The sequence below is a fragment of the Roseburia sp. OF03-24 genome (genome assembly GCF_003463035.1).
GTDB lineage: Bacteria > Bacillota > Clostridia > Lachnospirales > Lachnospiraceae > Roseburia > Roseburia rectibacter.
Genome location: NZ_QSCK01000023.1, coordinates 36,661 through 58,408, shown reverse-complemented (window position 1 = coordinate 58,408; position 21,748 = coordinate 36,661). Strand labels below are relative to the sequence as shown.

Below are 21,748 nucleotides of genomic sequence, written 5' to 3'. Positions count from 1 at the left end.
AGATTGTTCCTGCAGTCATCATTATTTTTATCACAGCAGTCTTGTTTCATTTCCTTAAGGACTGTATCAAGTATAACAAAAGAGGGAAATGCAAGCTATCGAATCAGCTTACATTTCCCTGCTGTATCTTACATTATCGTAAGATTGCATTTTCTGTTATATGATACTGCTTTATTTTTTGAAATAATAGTTTTAACCGATTTTTACGACTGTCCCAACACCCTCTTTTGATGTGATCGCAAATGTATGTCCCAGTTTTTTCAAAATACGACTGCACAGATACAGACCGATTCCGCTCGAATGCTGCCCTTCATGTCCATTACATCCGGTATATCCCATCTCACAGATACGGGGCAGATCTTCTGCACGGATTCCGATTCCGGCATCTTCGATGACAAGGCAAACCGAACTTGTACTGCCGTTTCCCATTTCTGTCTTTTTTGCATGGGCGATTTCAGGCAAAGGCACCGACATGGTTCCATCTCCATCTTCCAGATAAATCTTAATGCTTCCTGTCTTTGTGTATTTAACTGCATTTGATATTACCTGTTCTATAACAAATGAAAGCCATTTTTTATCCGTAACTACGCTTGTTTCAACCGGTTCATAACATAGACTGATTTTTTTTGCAATAAACTGTCTTGCATATTTTTTTACAGCCCCCCGTATGATCTCATCCAGATCGGTCTCTTCAAATACAAAATCCGTTGTTTCTGAATCGAGACGCTGATACTGCAATGCCATTTCCACATACTGTTCAATATCAAACAGTTCGGAAAGTTCCTCTGTCATCTTTCCATCTTCATTTTTATTCTGAAGCAGAAGACGCAGCGCAGCGATCGGCGTCTTGACCTGATGCACCCACATGGCATAATATTCCTGCATATCTTTCTGTCTGGCAGCCGCCTGACTCTGCAGTCCCGTATATTCATCTGCCAGTATCCGAAGCAGCTTCTGATACTCATTTCCCAGCAGATCTGCAGTTTCCGGCATTCCATCTGTGGAAAGCATGATGCTATGTTCCAATTCTTTTATTTTCTGATAATGCCTGTAATACCTTGCTGCATCAAAGACCAGAAGGATCAGCAATAAAAATAACGAGATAAATATCCCATAGAGGATCTCTGCAAATGCTATTTCATTGAGCATCATCGTTGCGATCATGATCACTTCACACACAATGACAATGCACAGCCAGCCAATACTTCTTTTTATATAAGCAATAATACCTCTCATCCGATCTGATACCCGATTCCTTTTCTCGTTACAATAAAATCATAAAGTCCAACAGATTCTAACTTTTTCCGTAACCGGTTGACATTAACAGAAAGTGTATTTTCATCCACAAAACTGTCACTCTCCCACAATTTTACCATCAGAGTATCTCTTGAAACGACTTTCTGCTTATTTTCCATAAGTACCTGTAAAATCTTAAATTCATTTTTGGTCAATTCTATTTTTTTCTGTTCATAAAACAATGCTGCCTCTGTCAGATTCAGCATAGCTCCCTTATGCTCTAAAACAGCACTCTGCCCGGTAAAATCATAAGTTCTCCGAAGCATCGCCTGCACCTTTGCCGTCAACACTTCAAGGTCAAATGGTTTTGCAATAAAATCATCTCCACCCATACTGACCGCCATCACAATATTCATATTATCCGATGCGGACGATAAAAAAATAACAGGTACTTTTGAAACTTTACGGATCTCACTGCACCAGTGATAGCCATTAAAAAAAGGAAGTTTGATATCCATCAGAACAAGCTGTGGATCAAATACCGCAAATGTGCCGGTCACATTTGAAAAATCTTCGGCACAGCATACTTCATAATTCCAGCTTTCCAGATGGGTCTTTACACTTCGTGCTATACTTTCATCATCTTCTACGATCAAAATCCGATACATATTTTTTACCACAGTTCTGCCAGTTCATAAATGAGTTTTTCTGTTTTCTCCCAGCCAAGGCAAGGATCTGTAATTGACTTTCCATAGCAGTGTCCTCCGACTTTCTGATTTCCATCCTCTATATAACTCTCGATCATAAGTCCCTTGACAAGTTTATGAATATCAGCAGACATCTTACAACTGTGCAGTACATCCTTACTGATTCTGATCTGCTCCTCAAATTTCTTGCCGGAATTAGAATGGTTGGCATCAACAATCACTGCCGGATTGGCAAGCGGATTGCTGGATGAGTTTGCATCCTCATAATGCTCTAACAGGTTCTGCAGATCTTCATAATGATAATTCGGGATATTTCTTCCAAATTTATCTACATAACCTCTTAAAATAGCATGTGTATATGGATTGCCCTGCGTTTTTACCTCCCAGCCACGGTATAAGAATGTATGGCTGTTCTGTGCCGCAATGATGGAATTCATCATAACAGCAATATCACCGCCTGTCGGATTCTTCATACCTACCGGTATCCCCACACCACTTGCTGTCAGTCTGTGCTGCTGGTTTTCCACAGAACGTGCACCTACTGCTACATAAGAAAGCAGATCTGATAAATATCTGTGATTTTCCGGATATAACATCTCATCCGCACAGGTAAATCCTGTCTCCTCCACTGCACGTTTATGCATCTGGCGGATGGCTATGATTCCTTTTAACATATCAGTCTCTTTCTCCGGATCCGGCTGATGCAGCATACCTTTATAACCGATTCCAATTGTTCTTGGTTTATTGGTATAAATACGCGGAATCATAAAAATCTTATCAGCAACTTTGTCCTGCACTTTACGAAGTCTTGATATATAATCAATTACCGCATCCTCATTGTCTGCGGAGCACGGTCCGATCACCAGAATCAATTTATCTTCTTTTCCCTCAAATATTGCGCGGATCTCATCATCACGCTCTGCTTTCGTAGCAACGACCTGTGCACTTACCGGATACTCTTCCTTCAGCTCTGCCGGTGTCGGAAGTTTCCGTAAGAACTCCATTTCCATTTCCATATTATCCTCCGTTTCTGCGCCTTCTCTATCTTCTTTTATGTCACTGTTATCCTCACAGGACTTCTTTGTTATCTGCGCACTGCTTTTTTCACATTAGTTTTGCCCGTAAAACTTGCAATCTGTTTTTCATGCCGCTTTTTCTTTTTCGCTTTAAAGCATTGCAGTATGAAGTTCCTTTAAATAATACTGTGTTCTCTCTGATCTGTCAATCCCTTTTAGGGATTTTCATGAGCTGCCCGGAGGGCTTTTTAATTCATAGGACATAATTTCCTATGAATTAAAAAGGGCAGGTATCTCATTAAAATACCTGCCTGAAAATAAATATCTATATCTTAGTAAAATACATGATTTCCGATCACAACACCAGCGCGTCCGGAACTTGCTCTTGAAAAACAGGTTGCACCGCCTGTATTATCGGAACCACCTAATGCCTGCTGTGCTGCCTGTACGCAGCTGCTCTTTGGTCCGTTTGCTGCAATGCTTGCAACCATTCCCTGCCCTGCTGGTGGGAACTGTCCGCTCTGGTAAATAACACCGGAAATACTTGATGGATATGCACCTGAACGAAGTCTGTTCATAACAACTGCTCCAACTGCAAGCTGTCCCTCGTAAAGTTCGTTACCTGCTTCACACTGGATCAGTGCTGCAAGAAGTGTTACATCATCATAAGATGCTGAAACTGAAGCATTCTGCACAGTAGTTGTCTCTTTTGTCTGTGCTGCTTTTGCTGCTGCCTCTTCCTCAGCTTTCTTTGCTAATGCCGCCTTTTCTTCTTCTATCGTAACTGCCTCACCGAGTGCAAGTTCTGTGGTAACATAATCCGCACTGACATATGCAGTCTGTCCTTTATATTTAACAGCAACCCATCCATCCTCTGTCTCAGCGTCTGTATCAACTGTCAATGTTGTTCCCTCTGAAACAGCAGTGATAACAGATGCATCCTCCGATGCAGCATTTCTGACACGAAGTCCATTCGTATTAACCTGTGCCTCTGTCTCAACGTTTTCCTGTGCATAGGCAAGTGCATCCTCGCCGGATACACAATAATCGTTGTTTACATATCCATCAACATCGCCGGATACGACATGGATCCATGTATCTCCATTCTCAACGACATCTGCCACATCACCTTTATATAATTTACCGATAATCTCTGCATCCGCATCCCCAGATGCTCTGACATATAAAAATTCATCAACATCTGCCATCAGACGATTCTGCCACTCGGCATTTTCGGTATTCTGAATATTTTCTGTATCTTCTATATTTTCCGTCTCTTTTGTATTTTCTATATCTTTTGTATTTTCTACATCCACTGTATTCTCAGTGTCTGTTTCACTATCCACATCTGCATTCTGCACATCTTCTACGGCATCAGCTTCCTGCGTCGTTTCATCTTCCTTAGAATCAGCCTGCGCAGATTCCTCTACGGATACTGTTTCTTCCTGTACTGCTGATGTTTCTTCTGTATCTTCTGCTACCTGCGCTTCCTCATCTGCCGAAGCAACAAGTATCGTCTGGGAGTTCTCAACTCCTGCTGCTGCCATCTCTACTGCATCTGTACTTACCTGATTTAACTGTGCAACAACACCTGCTGTCCCATCTGTAGCTAAGTCCGTCCTTGTGTCTGCTACAACCGATACTGCTTCTGCTGAAACTGTACTGGCTGCATCTGCAATCGCGCACATCACTACCATAGAACCGGCAAGCATGATTCCGCTGATTGCTCTTTTTCTTAAATTCATAGAAAACCTCCATCAGTGTTTACCATCTTATGTAAATAGTATTACACCTTTGTTTCGTTTTATTCATCTTTGTTACAATTATTACGGATTTATTACAATGGGGATTATAGCAAAGCAATACTAAAATGTCAAGTGTTTGACATTTTCTTCCTTTTTTAAGAAAAAACCTCCTCTATAACATCACGGATTACTGTCACGGACTCAGCATCCTGATCACTTTCCTGTTTTTCCTTTTCTAATGTATTTTGTGCCCTGCTTTCTATTTGCTTTTCTGCCTGTTTCTCTGTTTGTTTCACACATCTATCATTTTCTATCTGCTGCAGTTTTTTTTCGATTTCTTCGTTCATCAAAAAGCTTTTCCGCTCCACTTTTTTTATCCTGTGTAATACATAAATCAGCAGGATCAGCATCAGTATACCGCTTCCTATATAAAGCCATTCTGCATATTCTGCTATAAAGATTCCTATCTGTTCCATGTATACCACCTCTCTTTTCCGGACTTATCGATAGATCATACTGTCCTTTTTCTTATTAATTATAGAAAGAACAAGTCCGTTTGAAAAGGTCTTCTGACTGTTTTTTGACCGCAACTTTTGACATTTTCGGTCATTTACCCGCCTGCTTTTTATGCCCCTTTTGTCTGCTGTTTTCTATTTTATAAGTCTTTTCTTGACTTTTACGCATAAGGGTATTATAAATAGGGAAGTGCAAAATGTTACAGGAAAGGGATTATTCTATGAAAAAAATCGTAATGACCGGGGGCGGTACCGCAGGGCATGTCACACCAAACATCGCATTAATGCCAGCCTTGCGAAATGAAGGTTTTGAAATTTCTTATATAGGTTCATATGAAGGGATTGAAAAACGGCTGATTGAGGAACAGGGTGTTCCTTACTATGGCATTTCTTCTGGAAAATTAAGACGCTATTTTGATCCTAAGAATTTTTCAGATCCATTTAAAGTATTAAAAGGGTATACACAGTCGATCCGGCTTTTAAAGAAGATAAAACCAGATGTAGTTTTTTCCAAAGGCGGATTTGTCTCTGTTCCGGTAGTTTTAGCAGCAAAACACTGTAAAGTTCCTGCAATTATACATGAGTCAGATCTGACTCCGGGACTTGCAAATAAACTTGCTATTCCAAGCGCAACAAAAGTTTGCTGTAATTTTCCTGAAACACTTTCTTATCTTCCGAAAGAAAAAGCTGTACTGACCGGTTCCCCAATCCGTCAGGAGCTTTTAACAGGCGATGCTGAGCATGCTTTTTCACTCTGTCATTTTAAAGATCACAGTAAACAGACAATACTCATCGTTGGCGGAAGCTCAGGCTCCCGTATAATAAATACAGCGATCCGTGGTCTGCTTCCTGAACTTCTGAAAAATTACAATGTTATTCATCTCTGTGGAAAAGACAATCTGGATGAAACATTAACCGAAACGACCGGATATGCACAGTTTGAATACGCAAACAAAGAGCTTTCCGATATGTTTGCTCTTGCAGATCTTGTTATTTCCCGTGCAGGTGCAAATGCAATCTGCGAACTTCTGGCACTGCGCAAACCAAATATTTTAATTCCTCTTTCTGCCGCTGCCAGCCGTGGAGATCAGATTCTGAATGCAAATTCATTTCGTTCCCAGGGATTTAGTTATGTGTTAGAGGAAGAAGATCTGTCAAATACGACACTTCTTGAAGCAATTGAACATGTTTTCCAGAAAAAGGAAGAATATATTAAGGCAATGGAAAACAGCAACAGCCGTAATTCCATTGATACGATCATCGGATTGATCTTAGACGCATCTAAAAAATAATTTCTGATATAAGAGGAACGGATATGTACTTTATAATATCTGTTCCTCTTTCATTTTGTGATTATAAGCTAGAAAGCTGCTTTTCCGGCAACATTCCCTACATCTTCAGAGAATCTCTGATCTCTGCCATTTCTTCTGGTGTAAACTCCTCATGATCCCAGATCAGAATATCATTATTTTTTGCATTTTTATAACGTGGGATCAGATGCATATGAAAATGAAATACCGTCTGTCCCGCAATTTCATGATTATTTTGTACAATATTAAATCCATCACACTTTAAAACGTCCGTCATATGTTTTGCAAGTTTCTTCGCAAGCTGCATTGCATGTCCTGCTGTCTTTTCATCGATCTCATAAATATCTGCATAATGTTCCTTTGGCAGGATCAATGCATGTCCTTTTGATGCCGGACTCGCATCCAGAATCACTTTGAATTCATCATCCTCATAAATCGTATTGGATGGAATTTCTCCTCCAATAATTTTACAGAAAATACAATTTTCGTCTCTCATATTATCCTCCATTTTCTGTGCATTTGCACTCCTTTTTATTTGCGCAATCGACATATTTACTACAACATCCTGCAGATTTTCTATATCAATGTGTAAACTTAAACATGGTATCTAACATACGCAGAATCTTAAAATTTCCTTTTGCCGTCATTTCTCCTGTCATGAATGCCCTCTGAAATGTCATCCTTCCATCTACGATACCATCCATAACTTCCGGTTTTAATTTCGCATAGACATCAATATTTTCTTCCTGTCCATAGTGAATTGTAAGTTCACCTTCATTTACTTCTAAAAACAATGGCTTTTTTCTGCCTTCTATGATAAACAGGTATCGTGCCTTAAATTCAGGCTGCGGTGCAAACTGTTCACGGAATGTCTCAATATAAGCCTCTTCATCTTCTTTTTCTGACTTTCCAAGCATCCCCTTAAACATTGTTGCAAGTTCTTCGATATCTTCCTTCTGCTTTTTCACATACGTATCATCTGACACATACTTTGACAACTGCTCGCTCTCCTGTGGTGTAAGTTCTAACTGCGGAGTTCTTAATATTGTCTGCTTTACCGCCTGATTGCTGGTCGGAAGACATTTTACTTTCTGTGAAATCGTCCGGTAAAGATTCTCCGCCTTCTTCTCTATTAAAACGGTATAATCTTTATTCATCTCAAAACTGACCAGATCCTCAACGTAACCACAAAGTCCCGGACATGGCTGACCACCTAAGATCTCCCAGGCACTCTCTAATGTCAGTTCACCTTCCCGTTCTCCATATGTCGTAGACATAACAATTGGCTGCATATAGGTTGTTTTTATCTTTTCCTTATCGCCATACAGCCAGCAGGCATCCAAAAACTGCTGCATATAGCCACCTATTCCAAGCCACTCAACAGTTGTTGCAAGAATGATACCATCGGCATCTTTCATCGTCTGCGGAAGCGTGGCAATCTCGTTTTTATGCTCATAGATATTAATACGCTCCACCGTCACGCGAAGTTCCTGCAATACTTCTTCCATTTTATTCAACACATATAATGTAGGATCATCTAACAATCCCCGTCCACCATAATAAATGTTTACTTTCATATTCTACCTCTTCCTGCATGTTCACCAAATACTGTTTTCAGTATATAAACTTTTATTCTTATAATCAACAATTTTCCACTTTTTTGTGGTATAAAATCATTGCCGCAAGAAATCCGGTAAGGATTCCACCTACATGACACCAGTTATCAATTCCAATTGTGGAAAAACCATAATACAAACTTAACGCTGCCATAAGCATCATCCCTTTTACTGTTAAACCTTCAAATCTGCCCCGGTGTCTTATCACTACCCAGATCAGACCGCCAATCATTCCAAACACTGCACCTGATGCGCCTGCAGATACAGCATAATCTCCACTATACAGCATCATAAAATAGGACAATATTCCTCCACCTATTCCTGACAGCATATATATTACAAGCATCTTTAAATGGCCGACTGCCCTCTCAAGTCTCGATCCAACACAGCAGAATATTACCATATTATTTACCAGGTGCGGCAATCCGAAATGGATAAACATCGCCGTAATGATCCGCCACCACTGATGATTGACCTGTAGGAATTCCGGATACATCCCACCATGTGATGCAATATAAAACGGATCCTGCGTATCTCCCAAAATTTCCAATATCAAATATACGATCACATTTATGGCAGCAATCGCTATTGTCGTATAGGAAAGTTTCTTCCATTCAAAACCGGTATTTATATTTCGGGTAACTTTAGAATCAACCCTGCAATTCTCCAATGCACTTTTGAGTCCCCAGAAATCTCCCGGCTGATTTTCATAAATTATCAGTCCCCCCTGCTTCGTCTCATACCCCCATACATTCTTTTGTACACTGCATAACTGATGCATCATATCCGTATTTCTTCCAGCCAGCAGTGTAAGCAGTTCCACATGATAAACCGGATAACCTTCCGGGAAATCTGCAAGCCTTCCCTGCGGATGATAAAAAAGATCCATAACTCGTTCCTGCATTACCTGATGCTGTTCTATGGTCAAAGTTTTTGTATCGTCTAATGATATCATCATCACAACATGAAATCCCTGCTGATAATATTTATAAAATACTCCGACATTCTCCGGCTGCACCGTACAAAATCGATAACCTTGTGCAAGTATCACCTGTTCTATCTCTCTGTTCATATATTTGCCCTCTGATTTGATTATAACGTGTTTGTTGTGCAGGATTTCTGCACATAATATGAACTCGTCAAAGTTCATTATAACGTAGCAAAATAAGATTGCAAATATGTATGCCTCTTTATTTTCTTAAATAAATCTAAACTTCTCATCCGCAAACATAACTGTTTCCTGCGTCTGAAGACTCATTTTTACCCTGCAATTCAACAACTCCCCACCTACCATGGTTCCATTGGAAGAATTCAGATCTTCTATAAAGTAAACCTCCCCTTTCCTGGTAATCCTCGCATGATGTCTGCTTACGGTTCCACTTGGTATCACACCGTCACAATCCGGTTCACTTCCTATAATATATGGAGTATGATCTATTGAAAGCTCACTGCACGCACCATTTCCCTCATATTTTAATATTCCATATTCCTTTTGGGGAAGATTAGAAAGTAAAACGGTTGGATTCTGCTGATGTACGGCAATCTCTGGTTCCGGTTCAAACACAAAAGGTTCCAATTTTTTTTCCTGTTTTTTCACCCCTCGTAATAAATCTCGCATTTTTTCAACCATATTCTGGTTTTTTCCGCTCCATAAATGCCTAAACCCTGTTTTTTTATTTTCTAAAGGTAATGTTCCTTCTTCCTGTTCCTCTTCCTGCCACATTGTATCCGGAATCTTTTCCGGTACATCCTCTAAATATTCGGACTTCCTTAATATCCTTTTTATTTCTGCAATACAGTACCCTTCCATTCTGGTATATTCAAATAGCTCATACGCCATTTGAACCCCATCTGCACTTTTATGATCTAATTTTGCCAGAAGATACTCTAACAGCTCATGAAACGATTTTCCTATATCTTTTTCATTCCCAAAGTAACAGCAAAAGCTGATATTTCCGGTCTGATTATCGAAAAAAATACATTCCGGTCGCAGTAACAATATATCAGGGGATATTAACAACCCATCGAGTATCTCCGACATTGTAACAACAGATTCACATATTTTCATAAAAATATCATGACCAATATCTGATAATTCTGCCAACATGTCTACCGCCTGTTTTCCAGTTATGTCATACCATAGCTGTAACTGCCCATTTTTACTATTACATTCTGGTAATATCAGACCTTTGGGTGTATTTCTCCAGAGCATTTCTTTTTCCCATTGTTCTCCTTCCAATGCCGGCATTAAAACCATATGGCTGGAATGAATATTTCTATAGTAGCTAATCTGAATACTCAAAATAATCCTTTCACCCTTTCTATCTCATAAAATAACTTTAGTGCATTTAAAGTTTCCTCCTTTATCACATCTTCCGCAAGTGTTCTTGTCTCACCATACAGTTGCAATCCCAGTTTCATGACGATCAAAAATAACAGCATCGCCATTGACATAATGATTGCAGCCTCAATAGTAATAGATGCTTCTTCCCATTCTTTCATCCCATTACCATCACGAACAGATAACCCACCAGCAAAAAAGGTGCAAAAGGAATCCTGTACGTTCGTCCTTTCTTTTTGAATACCGATAAAAATAATGACGTTATTCCTATTAAAAATAAGCCGGCAAAAAATACCTCCATATTTTTTTCAAATCCAAGGAATATACCACTAACGACCAGGATCATTCCATCTGCAAATCCAACACCCCCACCTAACAGAAAACCCCAAAATAAGATCATAACTCCAATTCCCATGCCAAACAAAATCTCTACTATATCTAACTTCATGCTATACAAATGAAGTAAAAGCCCTATAATGCCTCCTGTCAGTAAAAAATATGTATTTATTTTTCTTTTTTTATAATCCTGGTATGCAGATATTGAAAAAATACCCAGCATTAATGTATTTTGCAGCATTTTCCCCTACCTCTCCTGTTTTCTAATTTATGCATCTACTGCATTGTTTCCTGTTTCCCACTTCCGATAATCGTATCATATAAATCGTGCGCTTAATTCCACTGCAATTTAGATCATAATGAAATCTGTTTCCCTGATCGGTAATAAACACGGTGTCCTGTTTTTGTTTTTCCGCACACATTTCACATTCGCGGTACTTTTCTCCATATTTATTCCGTTTTTTCTCTATTTCTGTACAACTAACAGAAGATACTGACAATGCTAAATATGTACACTCTCTTGATGTATGATAAACACTCCCTCTTTCTGCCACATACACCCATACTTCCTGATCAGCACTATTTCCCGTCCACCCGGTCCATTTACGGCATACTGCATGCTGGCTGATTTTAAGTTGTGATTTTCCAGACATCCACACTGGTATTTTTATACGATAAGATGCTACCAGATTTATCTGATCTCCTGTAAATTTTGACTTCGCCAGACTAATACCTGCCGCTTTATTAACTACATAGTGGTTAATATTATCATTTTCTTTTATATTTTTCTTAAAAAGAACATTTGCGGCAGCAATGCCAATCTTTGCCACATCTTCTTCATTTTCCAGAACAGCCAGTACTGCCATCCTGCGCCCGGTATCATCTAATGCCTTCTGGACTTCCATCTGTACCTGCATAACCCGGAAAAACATTAAAATCATCATAAAAAACAATGTCATAACCGGCAGTATCACAGCCGCCTCTAACGTAAATGAGCCTTCCAGCCAGGAACATGGCGGTGTCTCCTGACAGCGGCAGGCCTCCGCCTGATGAGAAAGAATATTATCATTTTCCGGGAGAGATCTTTTTTTGTATATTGTATTTTTTATATTCTCTTTCTCAGTAAGAAACACCGCCACATCCCCTCCTTATTCATTGCTATATGACATTTTCTGGTGCTTAACAAAAGTATATCTGCCTAATTTCTGCCCTCCATGCAAATTGCTTTTTGCAAACAAAGGCTCCGCTTCAAATCGCATCTCACAGGTCATGTTCCCTATCATATGATCCATTCTGGCGTTTTTACTATTCTCTTCCTTTTGTATGGCAAATTCCATGATATCCATCATACGGTATGCTATTTTCTTTTCTTTCACTGCAAATAACAATTGCTTTACATAGCCCTGATAATTCAGTCCATCTTTACATTCTTTGGCTTTTCCCCCATCAGTCACGAGTTCTCCAATCTTTTTTATATCAACATTCCATTCTGATGAACTTTTCATCAGTGCAATTTTCCCGCCAGAGAGAAGTGTGCGCAGATCAAGTATACTTTCTACATATGCCCATGCAGCCACGACACCGATCTGTACAATCTTAACGATCACCAGATTACCGGAAAAACCGGCAAGTGATGTTGCAATAATTAACGTCTGATTTAATTTTTCTCTGTCTGCTATAATGTGAGCAACGTTTGCGGCTTCCCTCATAAGCATCAGACGTTCCACTGACGACTCTAAGTTTTGTCTGTCTGTTTCTTTCCCACACAGAATATACTCCATTTCATATGCCAGATCTCCCTTCCCCGGCTCTGTATAACTTGAAAAATACTTTTCAATATACTCCAACACCATAACACGGTCAAAAACATTAAGTTTTTCTGTCTTTTTTGCGTGATACGTTCCGGTTTCACACTGCCTTTTCGAAACTGTATCTTTTAGTTCAACCGCATTTGATGACACTGATGACATATCCGGTATCGTCATGCCAAGAACAGCATTCTGCTTTAATTGCAAAACGACCTGAATAGGACTTTCTGCTTTCTCTTTTTCTGCATCCTGTACCTGGTCTTCATTCGCTTTATCCTGTGCAATGTTATCTTCTTCCTTCTCCTTTTTTGCATTTACGATTGCCTGATCCGCATCTTCCACACTGTAATCTGTTTTTCCATTCTCCTGTGCCTGTTGTCCATCCTGATACTGCTGATACATTTTCTTTGCAATGTCTTCAGGCAGATGTTGCTTCATGTATGCTGCCGCCTGACGCAGCATCCCTGTTCCTTCATTATCTGTTGCCAACATATATTCCATCAGCGCAGCCTCACATAACTTTGTCCGAAACATGCTGTTTTCTCCGGATTTTGACAAATTTCCAGCAACATATTCCATTACACGTGAACTCACTTTATGTTCCTCAAACTGCTCTGATCCATATGCACCATCCAGATACAGCAGATGATATTTATTCCACAACACAGGCTGATATTCTGCTGCAACACAATCCATCCCTGTTTCTGCCGCGAGGGTGTCCATCATCTTTAATCCTGATACCCTCGCCCCCTCTAATAGTGCAAGCAGAAACGATAAGATCAGCAGCAGACTTAAAGCAGAAAATATTGTCAGACTTCCTTCTGCCTCTGTTTTCATAATATCTTATTACTTTCCGTTGTGATCCTAGTAAGAATTTTGTTATTTAAAATCGTAATCTTATTCTTGAACACAACTACAAGTCCGATCAGTATAACCAGTATCAACACGATCTCGATAATAGCTACTCCCTCTTCTTCCCTGAAAAAATCTTTAAGTCCCTTCATAAAAACCTCCATTTCTGCGCTGTACTTTGCGCGATCCAAGTTTATGTGCAAACACGAATCTATTTGCAGGAATCATAATTCCATAGAATGATAATTCTATAGAGTCATAATTCTATAGAATGCATAGCTGGAAATGCCAGTATCAACATAACTGCACCAAGCATCAGAATCATTGGAAACAACATTTTTGTCCCCGCTTCCTCTCCCAGCTTGCGTGCCATACTTTTTCGTTCTTCAAATGCCTCTTCTGCTTCCTGCTCTAAAAGGTTTGTCAATCCTCTGCTCCCTTTTCTTAAATTCTGTGCCAGAAGATTACCAAATTTGCGATAGCGGTATCCTCCACACCTCTCTCCAAAACGCTCATACGCACGTTCCTCCCCCATTCCATTTTTTATTTCATATACCGTTTTTTGCATTTCCTCATAGATTTCTTTTTTATAAATTGCTTTTTTATGCCGCCCATTAAAATAATTCGTTGTTAGTCTGTTCCATGCAGAAGAAACAGTCATTCCTGCCCCCAACAGAAGCGCCAGATTGCTTACCATATCCGCATACTGTAATTCCAGTACTGCTTTCCGTTTCTTTTCTTTTTCTCTTTCACGCGACTGATCTACAAATGGAAGAAGAATTACAATCACGATTCCAAGAAAAAGGATTTTTTCCGGCAAATACTCTTTTTTCGTGCTCCAGACCAGTTTTTTCCCATCAATCTGATTTGGGAGTTTCAGTATATTTTCTGTGCTCTCTGTCTGTCTTTGCAGATAGTGTTCAATTTCCTGAAGCATTTTCTGTTCTTCATTAAGAGCCTTTGGCATTACCCGGAAATACCGTTCACTAAAGCACTCCGAAGATTCACACTTTAACGTCACTTCAGCTTTTACCAAAATTCCCTCATCTGGTATATTTTCTGCAACCACCACGCCCTCATCATCAACTACATCATACGGTTCAAATATCCATTCTGCACTTACCTTTCCTTCCTGATAACTTCTTTGAATTTGTATTTTTTCCTGCACTTTGGCACTGTTTTTTGCAAATTCTTCATCAATCTCCTGCTGCGCAGCCTCTAACAGTCTCTGCTCATCCTGCTTTGAAAGTATCTGTTCCGGAACCACTACATGATAGGAATACTCTTCTAACACATCTTCTACATCCAGGGTCATTTCTTCCTCATAATCACCTTCTCCATATGCCAGACGCACAAATTCTGGTTTTACATCACTATTTTCATCCATCACCTCTGAAAGATGCACAAAAATCGCCAGGACAGATACCAAAATCATCCCCCCTGCTGCACGGCTTGTCTTAGGCGATGCTCTTTTTCCCCCTATAATTGCCACAAAAACTGCTGCACACAAGACTCCAATATACAAAACCATTCTTTTCTCCTTATACTTTAATATCTGAAATTCGTCTGTTTATTGCCATTGCCCCTGCAAAAATCAATAATGCTGCACTCATGACAAATACCCCTGACAGATTTCCATATAAAGGATCGATAAATTCTTTCGATGCAAGGTTCAGATATGTAAGAATGAGAAATGGCATTACGCTCATAATCTTTCCTTCCAGTTTTTTCCCGGCAATAACTGTGTCCACTTCCCTCTCCACTTCTATTTTAGCTGAGATCCGCATTGCAGTCGTCCTTATAATTCCTGCAAAATCTCCTCCACTTCTTTTCGCAAAACCAAAAATCTCTGCAAAACTTTCAATTTCTTCCACCCCGCTCCGCGTTGCCAGATCATGTAAAATTTCTTCCACATTCCGGTTCAATTTAATTTCTGTATTCATCCGGATCAATTCCTGTGTGATCATTGCCTCTTTTCCATACAGCCCCATAACTTCCCGCTCTGCTTCTTTCCATGCATTCTCAATGGAATATCCTGCAAGCAGTGCTGCTGCAACAGACTGAATTGCATCCCGAAATTCTATCATTAATTTTTTTGCGCGTTCATCTTTTTTCTTTTTTTTGTAATATGAAACGATCAGATAATTTACAGGTATGACTAACACCATGCCATACCATGAACGGTAAAACAGCCATGAAATTGCTGCTGTTAATATTATTCCCGCTACAACACACCCCAGTCGTTCCCACAGATTACACTGGTATTTACGATAATCCATTTATTCCCCCGTATCTGTAAGCGTAATTCCTGCCCTTTTACATTTTTCCTGGTTAAATAGTGTTCCCATCTGCTGTAATTTTCCACAAGCCATTTCCACATCCGGTGATTTTTCCACATAACGATACAGGTCTTTCAACACAATCTCCCCATCCTGCATGCCGATTACTTCTGTAATTGCCAGCACTTTACGGCTTTTATCTCTCATTCTTCCAAGATGGACCAGAATATCTAACCCTGATGCAATCTGACTTCGTATCGCAGCAAGTGGCAGCTCCATTCCCATCAGCACCATTGTTTCGAGCCGGCTCAACATATCTCTGCATGAATTTGCGTGCCCTGTTGATAAACTTCCATCATGCCCGGTATTCATTGCCTGCAGCATATCAAGTGCCTCTTCTCCCCGGCATTCACCAACCACAATTCTCTCGGGACGCATTCGAAGAGCCGTCCTTATCAGATCCCGTATAGTAATGGGCTTAACCCCGTCAAACATCTGATTTCTTGTCTCAAGTCTTACCAGATTGGGTTTATCAACAAGCCGGAGTTCTGCAGAATCTTCAATTGTGATGATTCTTTCTTCCCGCGGAATATACTGTGACAGTGCATTTAAAAATGTCGTTTTCCCAGAACCTGTCCCTCCTGATATAAATATGTTATATCCTGCTGCCACAAGCACCTTTAAAAATGCTGCCGCTTCCTCTGTAATCGACCCTATCCGTATCAGATCCTCCATCAGAATAGGCGTTTTGGGAAATTTCCGGATAGATACAGCGGCGCCATCTATGGAAATTGGTGAAAGAACAATATTTACACGTGATCCGTCCGCTAATCTTGTATCCACGATCGGAGATGCCTCATTTACCATACGATTACTGTTTCCCGCCATCTGTTGTATCACATCACTCAATTTCTGTTCAGATGAAAAATGTGTCTGTGCCTGAAACAATTTTCCTTTTTTTTCATAAAAAATATTTGATGCTCCATTGATCATAATCTCCGTTACATCTGCGTCCTCTAATAATTCCTGGATTGCATCATACTTTCTCAAAGAATTAAATAGTAAATGTTCTAATTGCTCCCTTTCTTTCAATGTCAGCAGGTTATTTTGAGAATATTCCTCCACTTCTGTTTCAATAAACCGGTAAATCTCTTCATCATTTTGCTCTCTGGACAAGTCCAGCGCAGCCATGATATCTGACCTCAGTTTTTCAAATATCTCTTCACTCCACCTATATTTCTCCATAAACATCCCCTGCCAGATATTCTCTTATATAGTCACCAAATTCACTCCATATAAGCTGTTCCAACATATTTCCACCACCACGGATTCCCTTCGCAGTAAAAGGAAGATTTACAAATTGCAATCTTTTGAACAGTTCTCCTTTCTTTGCCAGTTCCAGGTAATGAACAAATTCTTCTTTCTGACACTCATAGAAATACCCTTCTTTTACCGGACAATAAATGCTGCTGCAATGTTCCAGAAAAACTGCAATGGAATAAACCCCGGTTCCAAGATCAAACACAACCGTATCAAACTCCGTGTTCTCTTCCAAATATTCCAACAACTGCAGGTAATCGTTCATCTGAAACTCCCCAAGCTGTTCCGGATTACGAAATGGTGCAACATATGAAAAATCTCCCATTTCATATACATTCCGCAAAAACTGTCCAGATTCTATTATCCCTTTTCTCAGTCGAAGAACCAAATCCCCCATATCGTATTCTGCCTGACTGTCAAACAGCTTTAAAAATCCGGTACTCTGCATCAGATTGATATACAATACTCTCCTTTGTTTTGCCAGTATAGAAGACAGTACCATAGAAAACGGCATCTGCATTTCATGACGGATAGGAGAATATACTCCTATGATCTCCAATTTGCCAAACCTGTCTGTAAATATCTCCTTTCCTGTTTTTTTTCCTCCTGTCACTGCCATTATTTCATGAAGAATCATCTCCATCGGCTGATATTTAAAAATAACAGTCCGCTTTTTTCCCGGCTGCAGATAAGTATTATCCTCTGCCAACTGTTTCGGCATATTTTCTGACAGAATCAGTATCGCCATTTCCAAAAGCTCTGCCTGTTCTCCCAGTTCCAAAAAGCCACTTCCAAGTATGACCAGATCATATTTTTCACTCTTTATCTTCTGTAAAAACAGTTCCGGCTCCCGAAATAAATGAACCGTAAATTCTTTTGCCTTATGTTCCATCAGATATGCAGCAAATCTTTCCCCATACGTTTCATTCGTATCACAGAATGCCACATCAAGTTTATGCAATAGCCCACCCCCAGACCACGATAAAATATCCAATTAAAATTGCTGTTGAAAAATGCATGAATGTCTTTGTTCCAATTGCATAACCAACCGTTAATTTTTTATAAACGATCTTTCCTGCTCCTATGACAGCCCCTACCACAAACGCTGCAGGTATCAGATAACAAAGCTGTGTCAGTGTCAGAAAACCTCCTGCAATGGAAAATAACTTGATATCGCCTGCCCCCATTATGTGCAGACTAAATAAAAGAAATAATAAGATAACCGGAATAGAAATATTCATCAGAAAATGAACTGCACCTGCACTTCCTTCCCCCAGCAGTCGAAATGCAAGTCCCCAAATTAATCCGGAAACAATCAGCCGGTTACTGATCCTGCCGTTTCCGAAATCCATCACCACCGCCATCGTAAGATGCGTCAGCAATGTAAGATTCATTAGTCCCCCAATTCATCACCTCTTTCGTAGTTTGTAAGTCGAATTATAGCAACGCTTTTTTTATTTGTCTACACTTTTCTCAAAAATAGCCTATCTTTGTAGACTATTCACAAAAATTTACATGCCAGAATTCCGTAAAGCAGCGCAAACCCGCCTATACCAAGGATTCCAATTGTCAAAAGGCTGACCGGATTTAATCCAACACTAATTGCAATTTCCTGCGACGCCAGAAAATCATTTGCATAAATAATTCCAATTCCACCTAAAACAACACGAATCATAAAGTTTAGTAACATCTGCATTTTTTTCCCAATCACAACGATAAAAAGTACAATTCCAAGTGCCCCTATAATTGCCCATTCTCCCTGTATCTGTGACATATATATTTCTCCTTTTTAGCACGATCAGCTCTCAAAGGCTGTCTCTTCTTTTTATCAAATTTATTCATTCAGACACATTTTATGCAAATAGTTTTTTACAATTTTTCCGTTTTTTGTATAGAATGGAAATTTTGTGATTATACTAAGAATAAAGAATATTTCAGACGGAGGAATACTATGTTTCGTTTTTTTCAACCAGAAAAAACAAATGATGCGCATTATACGGTGCTAATGAATGACCTCCATCAGACTGCGCAGGATCTGCAGGATGCATACCGAAATTTAGAAAATGTAATTGATCCGGATATGATCGACTGCTGCATCTATGAACTATATTCTGTGCAAATGCGCTATAAATTTTTACTTGCAAGCATAAAAAAAATAGAGGATTCCTATACTAAGAATCCTCTGGAAGTATCTAAATCCTGATAAGTCTCAACCAAATCATTTTTTCCGTACGTATATCCGGCATAAACCTGCTGTGTATTACGCATAAGCGGCGCGGAGGTATCTTCTTTCATTACCTCCGCAAATGCCGTATAAAGTTTGTTCATCAGGCTCTCTGCAAGTTCGATCTCTTTCAAGTCCCTTTTATACATTGCTTTTGCAAGTGTTTCCCTGCAAAATACATAAATACGGTATAACTCTCCCGCAAGTTCATAAGAAAAATCAAGCGACGACATCAATTCGCTGACAGCCTTTGTGGCATTCCGTAATGCCGTCTTATAATTTTCCCATTCCTTGTTATCATATGCCTCTTTTGCATCTTCAATATACGCGAAAAAAATATCATAAATTACAATGACCAGGCCGCCTCTGTTACTCTGGCTGATCCTTCTTGTAAAATCCATTATCTGTTCTTTTTTCAAAACAGATCCCTCCTGTTACTGCAGAATCTGCAATACCTGCTGTGGCAGATCATTTGCCTGTGTCAAAACAGAAATTGCTGCCTGATTCAATACATTCTGATGTGTATAATCTGTCATCTCTGACGCCATATCCGCATCCGTCAGACGTGACTGGGCTCCTGTCATATTTTCCTCAAAAGTATCCAGACTTGATACTGTACTCTCAAGGCGGTTCTGGTATGCACCAAGTCTTGAGCGCACTTCGCTGACCTTTGAAATAGCATCATCAAACTGTGTAATACCTCTGCCGGCTCCATTTACAGTTGTTACATCCGCATCATCAATATAAAGACTCTTGCAGGATACTTCCGGAATACGCACTTTTGTTTCCTGATCTTCATTTGCACCAATATGAAGTGCCATTGTTCCAATATCTGTAACATCAAAATCCAGATTTCCCGTATAACCTGCATCAGCAAGAAATGACATTTCAAATCCAGCTCTGTCCGTAACTGTAATCTTATTTCCATCCGTTCTCCAGGTAGCAGTATCGCCAAAACCTGTTCCATCGCCCGGTTTTTTAAGTGTTACCTCAGCATCTGTACCGGAAGGCACGATTACTTTGCCATTCTGAACCTGTCCATATACATAACTTCCTTTGTTCTCCGGATCCTCCACCACGCCTGTAAATCCAAGTGCTGTAACGATCTGCTGATTGTCAAATGCTATCTCTAACGTAGCTGATGCTCCATAACGTTCTGAAGTAAAGGAAAGTGCTCCATTTGTTTCAACCTTTACCACTGTCTCTCCAGTCTCTGCAGCATTCCGGATCTTCTCAAAAGCCTCCGCATAAGTGTCAGTTGCCTCTATCTCTACTTTAGAACCATTAATACTCATCGTTCCGGATGCGCCGATCGCTGCTGTGGAATTATAATTCTGATTTGCTGTCACCGGTCCTGCCTGTGTTGCCGCTGTATCAATGGAAAGCTCATACTGTCCAGCTTTCACATGATCTGAAATATCCACTCTTGTTGCATTTTTGGTGTAAACCCTGGTATCTAATGAACCATCTAAAAGTGATTTGCTGTTATATTCTGTATCTGTAGAAATACGGTCAACTTCATCTTTTAATGAAGTGATTTCTTTCTGGATTGCTTCTTTATCCGCCGGTGTCATTGTTGCATCACTCGCTGCCTGCACGGAAAGTTCTCTCATACGCTGTAAAATACTGGTCGTTTCACTCAGAGCACCATCCGCAATCTGAATAACAGAAATACCATCCGATGCATTCTGGGAAGCCCGGTTTAAACCGTCAATCTGTGCTTTCATCTTATTGGAAATAGCCATTCCTGCCGGATTGTCCTTGGAATGATTGATCTTAAGTCCCGATGAAAGCCGTTCCATCGATGCACTTAAATTATCCTCAATGCCAAGTAAATGTTTATTCGCAATCGCTGCCGACACATTGTAATTAATTCTCATTTCACATTCTCCTTCTACCATCTCTGTCAGCATCCATGCTGTATTTCCGACACTCCATGTCCCAATTCTCTGCTGTATATATCGGTTTCAACACTCTTTCTCTAAAGAGCGAATTGTTTTTTTCCATGTTTATTTTTTCATACTTCCCCCCGAACTGATTGCAATCCCCGCCAATTCGTATTATAATGACCACATCCAGGCATAATAAGCTGTGATAAAACTAAAAAAACCTATTTTTATAAGGAGGACTATATGACACAGGTAACAAAATCTACTATGATCGGCGAACTGCTTCAGATTGACGAAAACATCGCGCCAATTCTTTTAAATATCGGTATGCATTGTCTCGGATGCCCATCTTCCCAGATGGAGACCATCGAAGAGGCCGCTATGGTTCATGGAATTGAGCCGGATGCTCTTGTAAAAGAGATCAATGATTTCCTTGCAAAAGATCTTGCATAGTCATTCCCACTTCCGGGAAAAACACTCAAAAAGGATCGCGAAAATGTCATCATTTTCACGATCCTTTTTGATATCAACCCGAATCTGCAACCCGGGAAAGT

At 39.9% G+C, this 21,748-nt stretch carries 25 protein-coding genes; 3 read left to right on the top strand and 22 right to left on the bottom strand.

Annotated elements, in window-relative coordinates; all coding sequences use genetic code 11:
* Window positions 1-192: 192 nt before the first annotated feature.
* The 5 genes from DXA60_RS12535 to DXA60_RS12515 all read right to left on the bottom strand — a co-directional run bounded on the left by DXA60_RS12535 (window position 193) and on the right by DXA60_RS12515 (window position 5,180).
* Window positions 193-1,236, bottom strand: coding sequence for a sensor histidine kinase (locus tag DXA60_RS12535; RefSeq protein ID WP_117921692.1), 1,044 nt, complete (start codon window positions 1,234-1,236; stop codon window positions 193-195).
* Window positions 1,233-1,904: a response regulator transcription factor gene (locus DXA60_RS12530; RefSeq protein ID WP_117921723.1), complete on the bottom strand. Its 672-nt coding sequence runs from the start codon at window positions 1,902-1,904 to the stop codon at window positions 1,233-1,235. The genes DXA60_RS12535 and DXA60_RS12530 overlap by 4 nt, the downstream gene beginning before the upstream one ends.
* A 5-nt stretch (window positions 1,905-1,909) precedes the next feature.
* Window positions 1,910-2,959: a 3-deoxy-7-phosphoheptulonate synthase gene (locus DXA60_RS12525; protein ID WP_117921690.1), complete on the bottom strand. Its 1,050-nt coding sequence runs from the start codon at window positions 2,957-2,959 to the stop codon at window positions 1,910-1,912.
* A gap of 332 nt (window positions 2,960-3,291) precedes the next feature.
* Window positions 3,292-4,704, bottom strand: a complete 1,413-nt coding sequence (locus tag DXA60_RS12520; protein WP_117921688.1) for a cell wall hydrolase — start codon at window positions 4,702-4,704, stop codon at window positions 3,292-3,294.
* 155 nt (window positions 4,705-4,859) lie between these two features.
* A complete protein-coding gene (locus DXA60_RS12515; RefSeq protein ID WP_117921686.1) occupies window positions 4,860-5,180 on the bottom strand; it encodes a hypothetical protein in 321 nt (106 codons plus the stop codon).
* A gap of 260 nt (window positions 5,181-5,440) precedes the next feature.
* Here DXA60_RS12515 and DXA60_RS12510 point away from each other — a divergent pair, with 260 nt between their 5' ends.
* Window positions 5,441-6,511, top strand: a complete 1,071-nt coding sequence (locus DXA60_RS12510; RefSeq protein ID WP_186900101.1) for an undecaprenyldiphospho-muramoylpentapeptide beta-N-acetylglucosaminyltransferase — start codon at window positions 5,441-5,443, stop codon at window positions 6,509-6,511.
* Window positions 6,512-6,608: 97 nt separating this feature from the next.
* Here DXA60_RS12510 and DXA60_RS12505 read toward each other — a convergent pair whose 3' ends face one another.
* From DXA60_RS12505 to DXA60_RS12435, 15 genes are all read right to left on the bottom strand, one after another.
* Window positions 6,609-7,025, bottom strand: coding sequence for an HIT family protein (locus tag DXA60_RS12505; RefSeq protein ID WP_117921721.1), 417 nt, complete (start codon window positions 7,023-7,025; stop codon window positions 6,609-6,611).
* 85 nt (window positions 7,026-7,110) lie between these two features.
* On the bottom strand, window positions 7,111-8,106 hold the full coding sequence (locus tag DXA60_RS12500) for an SCP2 sterol-binding domain-containing protein (RefSeq protein WP_117921683.1): 996 nt from the start codon (window positions 8,104-8,106) through the stop codon (window positions 7,111-7,113).
* Between the two features lie 64 nt (window positions 8,107-8,170).
* On the bottom strand, window positions 8,171-9,217 hold the full coding sequence (locus tag DXA60_RS12495) for a rhomboid family intramembrane serine protease (protein ID WP_117921681.1): 1,047 nt from the start codon (window positions 9,215-9,217) through the stop codon (window positions 8,171-8,173).
* Between the two features lie 126 nt (window positions 9,218-9,343).
* On the bottom strand, window positions 9,344-10,447 hold the full coding sequence (locus tag DXA60_RS12490; protein WP_243006876.1) for a DUF6382 domain-containing protein: 1,104 nt from the start codon (window positions 10,445-10,447) through the stop codon (window positions 9,344-9,346).
* Window positions 10,444-10,647: a hypothetical protein gene (locus tag DXA60_RS12485; RefSeq protein WP_117921677.1), complete on the bottom strand. Its 204-nt coding sequence runs from the start codon at window positions 10,645-10,647 to the stop codon at window positions 10,444-10,446. Before DXA60_RS12485 ends, DXA60_RS12490 begins: the two co-directional genes overlap by 4 nt.
* A complete protein-coding gene (locus DXA60_RS12480) occupies window positions 10,644-11,063 on the bottom strand; it encodes a prepilin peptidase (protein WP_117921675.1) in 420 nt (139 codons plus the stop codon). The genes DXA60_RS12485 and DXA60_RS12480 overlap by 4 nt, the downstream gene beginning before the upstream one ends.
* A 22-nt stretch (window positions 11,064-11,085) precedes the next feature.
* The gene (locus DXA60_RS12475; protein ID WP_117921673.1) at window positions 11,086-11,961 is read right to left on the bottom strand and encodes a TadE/TadG family type IV pilus assembly protein; all 876 of its coding nucleotides are present in this window, start codon (window positions 11,959-11,961) and stop codon (window positions 11,086-11,088) included.
* A 9-nt stretch (window positions 11,962-11,970) separates the two neighbouring features.
* Window positions 11,971-13,467 (bottom strand): DUF5702 domain-containing protein, encoded by a 1,497-nt coding sequence (locus DXA60_RS12470; RefSeq protein ID WP_117921671.1) that lies wholly within the window; start codon window positions 13,465-13,467, stop codon window positions 11,971-11,973.
* Window positions 13,464-13,634, bottom strand: a complete 171-nt coding sequence (locus DXA60_RS12465; RefSeq protein WP_117921669.1) for a Flp1 family type IVb pilin — start codon at window positions 13,632-13,634, stop codon at window positions 13,464-13,466. The genes DXA60_RS12470 and DXA60_RS12465 overlap by 4 nt, the downstream gene beginning before the upstream one ends.
* Before the next feature lie 104 nt (window positions 13,635-13,738).
* Window positions 13,739-15,013 (bottom strand): type II secretion system F family protein, encoded by a 1,275-nt coding sequence (locus DXA60_RS12460; RefSeq protein WP_117921667.1) that lies wholly within the window; start codon window positions 15,011-15,013, stop codon window positions 13,739-13,741.
* Between the two features lie 10 nt (window positions 15,014-15,023).
* Window positions 15,024-15,761 carry a type II secretion system F family protein gene (locus DXA60_RS12455; protein ID WP_117921665.1) on the bottom strand — a complete coding sequence of 246 codons (738 nt, stop codon included), beginning with the start codon at window positions 15,759-15,761 and terminating at the stop codon, window positions 15,024-15,026.
* Entirely contained in the window at window positions 15,762-17,012 is a 1,251-nt protein-coding gene (locus DXA60_RS12450) for a CpaF family protein (RefSeq protein ID WP_117921663.1), read from the bottom strand.
* Window positions 16,993-18,042, bottom strand: a complete 1,050-nt coding sequence (locus DXA60_RS12445) for a hypothetical protein (RefSeq protein WP_117921662.1) — start codon at window positions 18,040-18,042, stop codon at window positions 16,993-16,995. Before DXA60_RS12445 ends, DXA60_RS12450 begins: the two co-directional genes overlap by 20 nt.
* The gene (locus DXA60_RS12440) at window positions 18,035-18,475 is read right to left on the bottom strand and encodes a prepilin peptidase (RefSeq protein ID WP_117921660.1); all 441 of its coding nucleotides are present in this window, start codon (window positions 18,473-18,475) and stop codon (window positions 18,035-18,037) included. The genes DXA60_RS12445 and DXA60_RS12440 overlap by 8 nt, the downstream gene beginning before the upstream one ends.
* A 107-nt stretch (window positions 18,476-18,582) precedes the next feature.
* Window positions 18,583-18,855: a pro-sigmaK processing inhibitor BofA family protein gene (locus tag DXA60_RS12435; RefSeq protein ID WP_117921658.1), complete on the bottom strand. Its 273-nt coding sequence runs from the start codon at window positions 18,853-18,855 to the stop codon at window positions 18,583-18,585.
* An 81-nt stretch (window positions 18,856-18,936) separates the two neighbouring features.
* On the opposite strand from DXA60_RS12435, the gene DXA60_RS19795 reads away from it, so the two are divergent.
* Window positions 18,937-19,284 (top strand): DUF2508 family protein, encoded by a 348-nt coding sequence (locus DXA60_RS19795; protein WP_334294391.1) that lies wholly within the window; start codon window positions 18,937-18,939, stop codon window positions 19,282-19,284.
* Here the strand turns inward: DXA60_RS19795 and DXA60_RS12425 are convergent.
* Both DXA60_RS12425 and DXA60_RS12420 read right to left on the bottom strand, forming a co-directional pair.
* Complete coding sequence (locus DXA60_RS12425) at window positions 19,248-19,724, bottom strand: flagellar export chaperone FliS (RefSeq protein WP_241070840.1); 477 nt, start codon at window positions 19,722-19,724, stop codon at window positions 19,248-19,250. The genes DXA60_RS19795 and DXA60_RS12425 overlap by 37 nt on opposite strands.
* A gap of 15 nt (window positions 19,725-19,739) precedes the next feature.
* Window positions 19,740-21,185, bottom strand: coding sequence for a flagellin N-terminal helical domain-containing protein (locus DXA60_RS12420; protein WP_117921717.1), 1,446 nt, complete (start codon window positions 21,183-21,185; stop codon window positions 19,740-19,742).
* A 252-nt stretch (window positions 21,186-21,437) separates the two neighbouring features.
* On the opposite strand from DXA60_RS12420, the gene DXA60_RS12415 reads away from it, so the two are divergent.
* The gene (locus DXA60_RS12415; RefSeq protein ID WP_006855380.1) at window positions 21,438-21,647 is read left to right on the top strand and encodes a DUF1858 domain-containing protein; all 210 of its coding nucleotides are present in this window, start codon (window positions 21,438-21,440) and stop codon (window positions 21,645-21,647) included.
* Window positions 21,648-21,748 lie beyond the last annotated feature (101 nt).

Bases quoted from the DNA above. Each gene is read 5' to 3' on its own strand.
- DXA60_RS12535 (WP_117921692.1), bottom strand. From the start codon at position 1,236: ATGAGAGGTATTATTGCTTATATAAAAAGAAGTATTGGCTGGCTGTGC.
- DXA60_RS12530 (WP_117921723.1), bottom strand. From the start codon at position 1,904: ATGTATCGGATTTTGATCGTAGAAGATGATGAAAGTATAGCACGAAGT.
- DXA60_RS12525 (WP_117921690.1), bottom strand. From the start codon at position 2,959: ATGGAAATGGAAATGGAGTTCTTACGGAAACTTCCGACACCGGCAGAG.
- DXA60_RS12520 (WP_117921688.1), bottom strand. From the start codon at position 4,704: ATGAATTTAAGAAAAAGAGCAATCAGCGGAATCATGCTTGCCGGTTCT.
- DXA60_RS12515 (WP_117921686.1), bottom strand. From the start codon at position 5,180: ATGGAACAGATAGGAATCTTTATAGCAGAATATGCAGAATGGCTTTAT.
- DXA60_RS12510 (WP_186900101.1), top strand. From the start codon at position 5,441: ATGAAAAAAATCGTAATGACCGGGGGCGGTACCGCAGGGCATGTCACA.
- DXA60_RS12505 (WP_117921721.1), bottom strand. From the start codon at position 7,025: ATGAGAGACGAAAATTGTATTTTCTGTAAAATTATTGGAGGAGAAATT.
- DXA60_RS12500 (WP_117921683.1), bottom strand. From the start codon at position 8,106: ATGAAAGTAAACATTTATTATGGTGGACGGGGATTGTTAGATGATCCT.
- DXA60_RS12495 (WP_117921681.1), bottom strand. From the start codon at position 9,217: ATGAACAGAGAGATAGAACAGGTGATACTTGCACAAGGTTATCGATTT.
- DXA60_RS12485 (WP_117921677.1), bottom strand. From the start codon at position 10,647: ATGAAAGAATGGGAAGAAGCATCTATTACTATTGAGGCTGCAATCATT.
- DXA60_RS12480 (WP_117921675.1), bottom strand. From the start codon at position 11,063: ATGCTGCAAAATACATTAATGCTGGGTATTTTTTCAATATCTGCATAC.
- DXA60_RS12470 (WP_117921671.1), bottom strand. From the start codon at position 13,467: ATGAAAACAGAGGCAGAAGGAAGTCTGACAATATTTTCTGCTTTAAGT.
- DXA60_RS12465 (WP_117921669.1), bottom strand. From the start codon at position 13,634: ATGAAGGGACTTAAAGATTTTTTCAGGGAAGAAGAGGGAGTAGCTATT.
- DXA60_RS12460 (WP_117921667.1), bottom strand. From the start codon at position 15,013: ATGGTTTTGTATATTGGAGTCTTGTGTGCAGCAGTTTTTGTGGCAATT.
- DXA60_RS12455 (WP_117921665.1), bottom strand. From the start codon at position 15,761: ATGGATTATCGTAAATACCAGTGTAATCTGTGGGAACGACTGGGGTGT.
- DXA60_RS12450 (WP_117921663.1), bottom strand. From the start codon at position 17,012: ATGTTTATGGAGAAATATAGGTGGAGTGAAGAGATATTTGAAAAACTG.
- DXA60_RS12440 (WP_117921660.1), bottom strand. From the start codon at position 18,475: ATGAATCTTACATTGCTGACGCATCTTACGATGGCGGTGGTGATGGAT.
- DXA60_RS12435 (WP_117921658.1), bottom strand. From the start codon at position 18,855: ATGTCACAGATACAGGGAGAATGGGCAATTATAGGGGCACTTGGAATT.
- DXA60_RS19795 (WP_334294391.1), top strand. From the start codon at position 18,937: ATGCAAATAGTTTTTTACAATTTTTCCGTTTTTTGTATAGAATGGAAA.
- DXA60_RS12420 (WP_117921717.1), bottom strand. From the start codon at position 21,185: ATGAGAATTAATTACAATGTGTCGGCAGCGATTGCGAATAAACATTTA.
- DXA60_RS12415 (WP_006855380.1), top strand. From the start codon at position 21,438: ATGACACAGGTAACAAAATCTACTATGATCGGCGAACTGCTTCAGATT.